Origin of the sequence: Tunicatimonas sp. (genome assembly GCF_049647865.1) — a bacterium.
Classification (GTDB): Bacteria; Bacteroidota; Bacteroidia; order Cytophagales; family Cyclobacteriaceae; genus Tunicatimonas.
In genome coordinates, this window is sequence record NZ_JBARYM010000084.1 from 1 (window position 1) to 8,198 (window position 8,198).

The following is an 8,198-nucleotide window of genomic DNA, read 5'->3' on the forward strand; positions in this document are numbered from 1 at the left end:
GCTTATCCGAATCGCTCGTTAGTGCTTACGCTAGTGCCGCGACTGATCGGGATAAAGAAGGTATGTACGCGGTAACCAATACTCGCTCTTCTATGGATCCGTTTCTGACTTATTCTGATGAGCGAGAATTGCGAGAGGAAGTATGGCGCACTTACTATTCTCGGGGTGACAATGGTGATGAGCACGATAATAATAAGATCATTGAAGAAATTCTGAAGCTGCGTAAGGAGCGGGTCGGCCTGCTAGGCTACGACAACTACGCCGAATGGCGACTACAGGACCGTATGGCTCAGAATCCGGAGAATGCGATGGAGCTAATGAATGCTGTGTGGCCCGCGGCTATTGCCCGGGTAGCCGAAGAAGTGGAAGATATGCAGGCCGTAGCCGATGAGCGGGGCGATAATATCACCATCAAGCCTTGGGACTACCGCTACTACGCCGAAAAGGTTCGCCAGCAGAAGTACGATCTGGACTCCGATGAGGTGAAGGAATATTTGCAGTTAGACAAACTGCGGGAAGCGATGTTCTTTGTGGCGGGCGAGTTATTTAACTACAATTTTACTCCGGTACCCGAAGGAAAAGTACCGGTATTCCACGAGGATGTGAAAGTTTGGGAAGTAACTGATAAAACCTCCGGTGAGCATATCGGGCTTTGGTATCTTGACCCATTTGCTCGGACAGGCAAACGCTCGGGAGCCTGGGCCACTACCTACCGTAGCCACACTACCTTTGACGGTAAAAAAACTGTGTTGGGGTCTAACAACTCTAACTTTGTAAAACCCTCTCCTGGCGAGCCAGTATTGGTTTCCTGGGACGATGCCACTACCTTTTTTCATGAGTTTGGACACGCCCTGCACTTCTTCTCATCGAATGTGCGCTATCCAACTTTAAATGGGGGAGTACGGGACTACACCGAGTTCCAATCGCAGTTGCTGGAGCGCTGGCTGTCTACCGATCCGGTTATCGAGAATTACCTGGTTCATTACAAAACGGGGGAGCCCATGCCGCAGGAGCTGATCAATAAGATTAAGAAAGCCGATACTTTTAATCAGGGCTTTGCGACGACCGAGTATTTGGCTTCAGCTCTCATGGATATGAAGCTGCATTTGGCCGATCCGGAAGATTTGGATGTAGATAAATTTGAAAAAGAAACGCTGGCGGCTATGGACATGCCCGAAGAACTAGTGATGCGCCACCGTACTCCCCACTTCAGTCACGTATTTTCCGGCGAAGGTTACGCCACTGCCTACTATGGCTATATGTGGGCTGATGTACTCACTGCCGATGCTGCCGAAGCTTTCGCTCAAGCCCCAGACGGTTTCTACGACAAAGAGTTGGCTGATAAACTAGTCAAATACCTCTTCGCCCCCCGCAACGCGATGGACCCCTCGGAGGCCTACCGTAAATTTCGGGGCCGTGATGCCGAGATTGATGCTCTCATGCGCGACCGAGGCTTTCCTCAATAAAAGAAAAATGGAATACGGAGGTGAGAGAAGGGAAGACGGAGGAAAGGTTAAAATAGCCTGACTTTTCAGATATGTATAAATTTCAATTTCCGGCCTCCCTCCTCCGGTTACCGGCTTCCGTTTTAACCTTTACAATTTTTTTCCCGTTAGTACGTCTTACCAATCATCATGGAAGCACTGAGTTTAACCGGTGGTCTGATACCGCGTAAGGAGAACGAGATTAGCTTGACAGTACAACGTGAACGTCCGCGTTTATTGAGCTTTATCCAGCAACGCATACCCGACCGAGAAGAAGCCGAAGATATATTACAAGACGTTTTTTATCAATTTACGGAAGCCTACCGAACGGTCAAATCTATTGACCGGGTCACTTCCTGGCTATTTACCGTAGCCCGTAACAAAATTACGGATCGTTACCGCAAGAAGAAGCCCCGTAGTTTCAGCGAGCAGTCGGCAAGTTTTACCGAAGGCGAAACCTCACTACGATTAGAGGATATGCTATCTGACCTTAGCAGCCATCCTGAAAGCGAGCTAATGCGCTCGGTCATCTGGCATGCCATAGAAGAAGCACTAGAAGAAATGCCCGAAGATCAGCGAGAAGTATTTGTGATGCACGAATTTGAAGATCGTAGCTTCAAGGAAATTAGTGCTATTACTGATGCTCCGGTTAATACGCTACTGTCTCGAAAGCGCTATGCGGTTTTATTTCTGCGAAAGCGACTACAGAACTTATACGACGACCTACGCGATTAACGCAAACCACCTAACGCGAGAAAAATGAAACGCTACTGGATTCTTAATATGATTACCTTAGCTGCCCTAGCCATTTTGGCACTTAGTACAGTTGTAATGTTACTTTGGAACTGGTTAGTACCAGCACTGTTTAATGGTCCATCTATCTCGTTTGGTCAGGCACTAGGTTTGCTAATACTTTCAAAAGTACTTTTTAGTAGCTTGAAACAGGGGCGCTGGGGCGGAGACTATTTGACTCGCAAACGAGCCTGGAAGAATCGCTTTGAAGAAAAATGGCGTAATATGACTCCTGAAGAGCGAGAAAAGTTCAAATCTACCATGAAGCAACACTGTAGCAAATGGGGTTGGATGCCACAACCTTCTGATTCACAAAGCCACCAAGAATCAGTATAATTGTTTTATATACAACGTACTTTTATCTAAGAAAACACCTTTCCTCAAAATACTTTATTAACTTATATTGCAACAATTAATCATTTTATATTTAAGCAGCAAATAGTTTATACTCCTTTAATATAAGATTCGTTGTATCTGAATATGAGTAGTCACCTGTCAATTTTCCTTAGCTACTTATTTTTTTGCTTCAATGGAGGTATAAGTGCAGCTCAGCCTACTAATGCTGATAGTTTGACCCAGGTATATCTTCAAGCCGATGGTACCGAACAGACTACTATGTTAGAGAACCTACAGAAGACTCCTAAGCAGATGTTAGTAGTAGGCGCAAAGATAAAGCAGCAAGCGCAAGAGTTAGGTATGCCCGATACTTTGATTAGGGTGGATTACGGGATAGCGGTTGCTCATTACAATAACGGCAACTACGATAGTACTATTCAAATTCTTGACAAAGCAATTGCTACTGTTCGTAAGGATGCCAATAAGTCGTCTCAGTTGGCTAATATGCTAAATTTAGCTGGCATTGCCTATGATCTTCAGGGTCATTATGCCGAAGCTTTGCAGAGTTACTACGAGGCGCTAGCTATTTGGGAAAAGCGGGAAGACTTAGATGGGCAAGGCAAAACCTATCTTAATATTGGTAATGTCTATGCCTATCAAAAAGAATTCTACAAAGCGATTGATTATTACAAGAAAAGCCTGAAGATAGGTTTAGCTAATCAAGACACCGTAAATATTATTTATTTGTACTCCAATATTGGTTTTATTTGGCGTAAAAATCTGGATAGTTTAGACTTAGCGATGGACTACTACCAACGGGCTTTAGAATGGGCTGTACAACAGGATGATGAAGATGTAGCAGCCACTCCCCTATACGGAATCACCCATGTCCAAATAAAGCGCAATCAACTCAACGAGGCATTATCCAATGCCAAGTATATTTTAGAACTCGCCCAGCGACAACAAAACACAAATTCAAAATTGTATGCTTGGCAATTATTAGCTCACGTACGTTGGGCGCGCCAAGAGCGGCGAGCAGCCATTCGGGCAGCTACTCAGGCTTATAATTTGGCTGTATCTAGCCAGGCTCCCATGGAGATCAGCACATCGGGTGAGTTACTCGCTGACTATTATTCTGAACTGGGTGATTTTGAAAAAGCCTACGAATATCAGGCTATCCAAATGGCTTACCAAGATAGTATTTACTCTGTTGAGAAAAGCAAGATCATCTCCAACCTGGAACGCACACGTGATAATACCAGAATTAAAATGTTAGAGAAAGACAATGTCCTAAAGAAAGCGCAAATTTCTGAACGAGAGGCAGTAATTGAACGGCAAATGGTTTACTCAATAGCCACTTCCGTAGCTGCTCTATTGCTGCTTAGTGGATTGCTACTCTTGTATAGAACCTATAAACAACGAAAAAAAATCAGCTTGCAACTATCTACCCAAAAAGAGCAAATCGCTAAGAGCAATGAACAGCTCACTCAAATGAATGATAAACTCCGGCAGCAGCAGCAGCAGTTACAAGGTCAAAATCAAGATTTAGTTCGGCTCAATAGTCTAAAAAATAAACTGTTATCTATCATCTCTCATGATTTTCGTAGTCCGCTAAGCTCGCTACAAGGAGTGATCGCCATGATGAATAGTAACGCTCTTTCAGCTGAAGAGATTGAGCAAGTATTTGAATCACTCTCTTCTAAAGTGGAAAATACCACTAATATGTTGGACAACCTTTTAAAATGGACTCGCAACCAGATGCAGGGAATCCGGGTAGAGCCAGAAAATTTCACCTTGTCTACATTGGTGGAAGAGGTTATTAGCTCCCAACTTATTTTAGCTGAAAAGAAAGAAGTAAGCCTCTATTGCAATATTGACTCAGCACTAACAGCTTACGCCGACCCCGAGATGGTACGGCTTATTGTACGAAACTTAGTTTCTAACGCCATTAAGTTCACTTACAAAGATGATTCTATTACGCTTGAAGCATCTCTGAAAGATAATAACGTGACTGTCTCGGTGATTGATACGGGTATTGGTATGAGTTCCGAAGATGTAGATAAGCTATTTCAGTTGAAAGAACATACCACTTATGGTACCGATAATGAGAAGGGAACTGGCTTAGGCTTAATTCTCTGTCAAGAGTTTGTAAGTATTAATGGTGGAGAAATATGGGTAGAGAGTGAGTTAAAAAAAGGGTCTACTTTTCACTTTACCTTAGTTACTCACCCGCAACAATTTCCTGCCTATCCACAAAGTAGTAAACCTATCACCATCACCACATAAAATAAGCATTGCTTACCCTATCAGAACAAGATTAATTGACGAACTCGGTTCAGTTTATTCATTTTAGTTACCGATCCTCAGTAGTTAATGAGCTGACGGGCGCGCTTTCTTAATACATAGCTACTACTTTATCTTCCCGGTAAAATTCTGCTGAAGTTGGGTAAGCAGGTAGTTATAAAATGCTTCTAGCGATACTTTGGCGACCACCGTAACGAATCCCCCGGTTTCAGTGCTTTTTATTGTTTCCCCTTCATTTGGCAACTGGGTTGATACATCTACATTCATAGTCTGAGTGGCAAATAAGCTTCGCCGAATAGCATACGCAGTCGCTAGCACATCCCACATATGATACAAATAATCGTAACCTGGAATAGAGTTAATTGTGATTGCCCAGCATACTGAAGCCAGCCGAGAAACGTCGTACTGCGATTGGTGCGCTAATCGTTTCAAAAACGGTATTCCTACCGGAACATGGTTAGTAATGTCTAGCGGAACCAACGTAATAGGAAGTTTTTGATTCAGTAGCCAATGCGCTGAAAAAGCATCCCAATACACATTCCACTCGGCTGAACCATTGTGGGTGTATGTACGAACATTACCCGCTACATGAATAGCCCCAGCCATCCAAACAATTTCCTTTATATTCGCCCGGATCTCCGGTTTCTTTCGCAGCGCTTCTACCAAAGTAGTACAAGGTCCTGTCATCAAATAAGTAACGGGACTTGTAGTCTGAGAGAGGGTTTCTGCTACATAGTCCACTCCTTCCTGATTACTCAGTGGTGAGGTCGGTTGCTCAATGGCCAATAGTTCGGGTAAAGCATTAATAATATAAGGTTGAGCGCGCCAAACCTCAGGGAAAGCATTAACTCCCCGAACCGCACTTACTGCTACTGCTGTATTGGTTTGACCCATTAAATCCATCAATTTACGAGAAGCATCAGCCGCATAATCGGGGTAACAATCAGCAGGAGTTACCACCACGCCAGCTAATTCTGTTTCTGGTGTAGCCAGTAGAAGCAGTAATGAAAGCAAGTCATCTACCCCACCATCATGATCAAAGAAGACAGCATTTTTTATCATACTATTGGTTTACTCCGAAATGTGAATACCCCCAAAAACTTATCGTCACTTTTTCTATACAGTGATATTTTCCTATCCCGACGGAATAGCAAATGTGGGTTGTAGTACTATTCAGGTTCAAAGTAGGTAGCCAATAACCGGGCGAGTACTTGACGACCGCGAGCATTGGCATGAACGGGGTCGCGCAGAAAGTAGTCGTAAGAAGCATGGGTGTGAGCCATATATTCCCCCCAGGCTGATTTCATATCGAAGTATTCTACTTCGGCATCGCTGGTCATTTGAGCCAGTTGGGTTCGAAAATCACCGGGCGATGGTTGTAGCGTAAACTCTACGTTGGTACGAGGGTCCCCGCCCCGGCCTACCGGGCCACTCATTACCATAATTTCCGGATCGGGTTCCATCCGTTCCCGTACTTGCCGAATAACACTGTGAATGGCTGCGGTATCATTGCCGTGAGAAATACCGCCAATCATCAGCAAGTCGGGTTGGTACTGTACTACAAAAGTATCAACTCGATTTTGATGTTGATAGTAAGTGCATCCGGTGCCGCCCCGCACCGAGGTAATTACTTCCAGATCAGCCCCCGGATACATCTCTTCTACCAGTACCTCCCAGGCGGAATTTCCGGTGTCGTTAATAATTGAGTTGCCGAGCATCACTACTCTCACTTTCTCACCATTTTCTAATGCTTTCTTCGTTTTATCCAGATGCTGAAACCGGTGAGTGGGTGGTGAAAAAACGACTGAAGGAATCGTCTGATAAACACTGTCCGACCAATGTTTTACCGCTCGAGCATCTACTGCCGGGTTAATACTGATTGCCTTTAAAGAGGCGCTTTTCCCTTCGGCAGGTTGTAGCCAGAACGCTGCCTGGGTAGCATTCGCCTTAGATTGCGCATAGAAAACGTATCGCTGAAAATCGATGCTGGGGTCAATACTAGAATAATGGTCCGCCAATAGCATTTCACCTTTATCGTTATAAAAAATTAGTGCCCACATGGTTTTCTCATCTGCCTGCACCTGCATTTCTACTCGATAATATTGCAAGGGTTTTATTGGAAACTTAGGACTTTCCAACCGAACATTCTGAGCAACGGCTATCCCAGACATTTCGTTGAAGGCGGTTTTGTTCTGAGTAGTATCTTTTCCTAATGGGATTAAATCCCAATCATCTGATAACGCCTCTTCTTGAAAGTTGGCAGAAAATGTACTATCAGACGAATGGCAAGCTGATGCTGCCAGCAGCAGTAAAAGAAGGAGATACGGCATAAATATTAGTTCAGAGCAATGGGAAGGTTAGAGGGCATGGTGATTTTCCAGATATTACCCCGATTTTCGATTACGTAGATATGTTCATCGACTTGAACCGCATCGGTAGGTCCCTGAAAATCACCTATAATACGGTAGCTACGGACAGAATAGTTATCGATTTCCGGCTCATAAGTTAGCTCCAGATGAAGAAGATCCGCACCTAGCTGAGAAAATGGCCGCATCAGGGGCTGAGTTTTCCCATCGGACCAGCTTAATACAAAAGCATCTCCCCGGTAGGGGTCAGCCAATACACTATCCTGGTCGAAAAATAAACCTAGAGGCGAGCGGTGCGCGGTAAATGTGCCTACCGTGGCTCCGGTAGTATCAGCATCCATAATAATTCCGGTTTCTCGGTCGCGGTAGATATTAGCATCCGGGCCGTGATTTTGAATAGGGGGAACGAACTCTACGTTAGCCGGTTTAGGTGGAAAGTCGGGATCGTTACGAAATTGTTTTCCCCGATGAGCAAATGCCACCGTATTTATAAAAGGATCTTTCTCGGGGTCAGGGTCCCAGTCAGCAAATTGTTGGGGATTGAGAACCCCGCCCATTTCCCAAGGGTACCCGTAGTGTCGACCTTCGCGCAGCCAATTCATTTCTTCAGGGTGATCGTAATCAGAGGAATTAGATACTCCAAATAGTCTTCCTTCTTGCGAAATAGCCAAGTCGAAGGCATTACGTATTCCGTCAGAAAATAAATACCCGTTGGAAACCAAATACGACGAGTCATTTTTGAGCAAAATTTCTTTTCCACCGGCGGGTAAGCGAAGAATGCAAGCGGTAAGTGGCACTTCTCTGGCATCTGGATACTCACCGTCATTATCTTGCACTTCGCCATGATCGGTGCGAGCTCCGCTGTTTACGTAAATGTATTGCCCCTCCTGACCAATTGCAATACCGTTAAATTCGT

General features: G+C 44.6%; 6 protein-coding genes and 1 pseudogene. 4 read left to right on the forward strand and 3 right to left on the reverse strand.

Features of this window, described 5'->3' with window-relative positions; all coding sequences use genetic code 11:
- The 4 genes from WBA23_RS02910 to WBA23_RS02925 all read left to right on the forward strand — a co-directional run.
- Positions 1–1,466: M3 family metallopeptidase (locus WBA23_RS02910; protein WP_424580749.1), on the forward strand; the 1,466-nt coding region annotated here is incomplete at its 5' end.
- A gap of 168 nt (positions 1,467–1,634) precedes the next feature.
- Positions 1,635–2,219, forward strand: a complete 585-nt coding sequence (locus WBA23_RS02915; protein WP_424580750.1) for an RNA polymerase sigma factor — start codon at positions 1,635–1,637, stop codon at positions 2,217–2,219.
- Between the two features lie 24 nt (positions 2,220–2,243).
- Complete coding sequence (locus WBA23_RS02920) at positions 2,244–2,612, forward strand: hypothetical protein (RefSeq protein WP_424580751.1); 369 nt, start codon at positions 2,244–2,246, stop codon at positions 2,610–2,612.
- A 144-nt stretch (positions 2,613–2,756) separates the two neighbouring features.
- On the forward strand, positions 2,757–4,898 hold the full coding sequence (locus WBA23_RS02925) for a tetratricopeptide repeat-containing sensor histidine kinase (RefSeq protein ID WP_424580752.1): 2,142 nt from the start codon (positions 2,757–2,759) through the stop codon (positions 4,896–4,898).
- A 123-nt stretch (positions 4,899–5,021) separates the two neighbouring features.
- On the opposite strand, the gene WBA23_RS02930 is transcribed toward WBA23_RS02925, so the two are convergent.
- The 3 genes and pseudogenes from WBA23_RS02930 to WBA23_RS02940 all read right to left on the reverse strand — a co-directional run.
- The gene (locus WBA23_RS02930; RefSeq protein ID WP_424580753.1) at positions 5,022–5,978 is read right to left on the reverse strand and encodes a nucleoside hydrolase; all 957 of its coding nucleotides are present in this window, start codon (positions 5,976–5,978) and stop codon (positions 5,022–5,024) included.
- Between the two features lie 107 nt (positions 5,979–6,085).
- Positions 6,086–7,246, reverse strand: a complete 1,161-nt coding sequence (locus WBA23_RS02935; RefSeq protein WP_424580754.1) for an SGNH/GDSL hydrolase family protein — start codon at positions 7,244–7,246, stop codon at positions 6,086–6,088.
- A gap of 5 nt (positions 7,247–7,251) precedes the next feature.
- Positions 7,252–8,198 (reverse strand): annotated as a pseudogene (locus tag WBA23_RS02940) (cytochrome c class I); the annotation flags it as partial.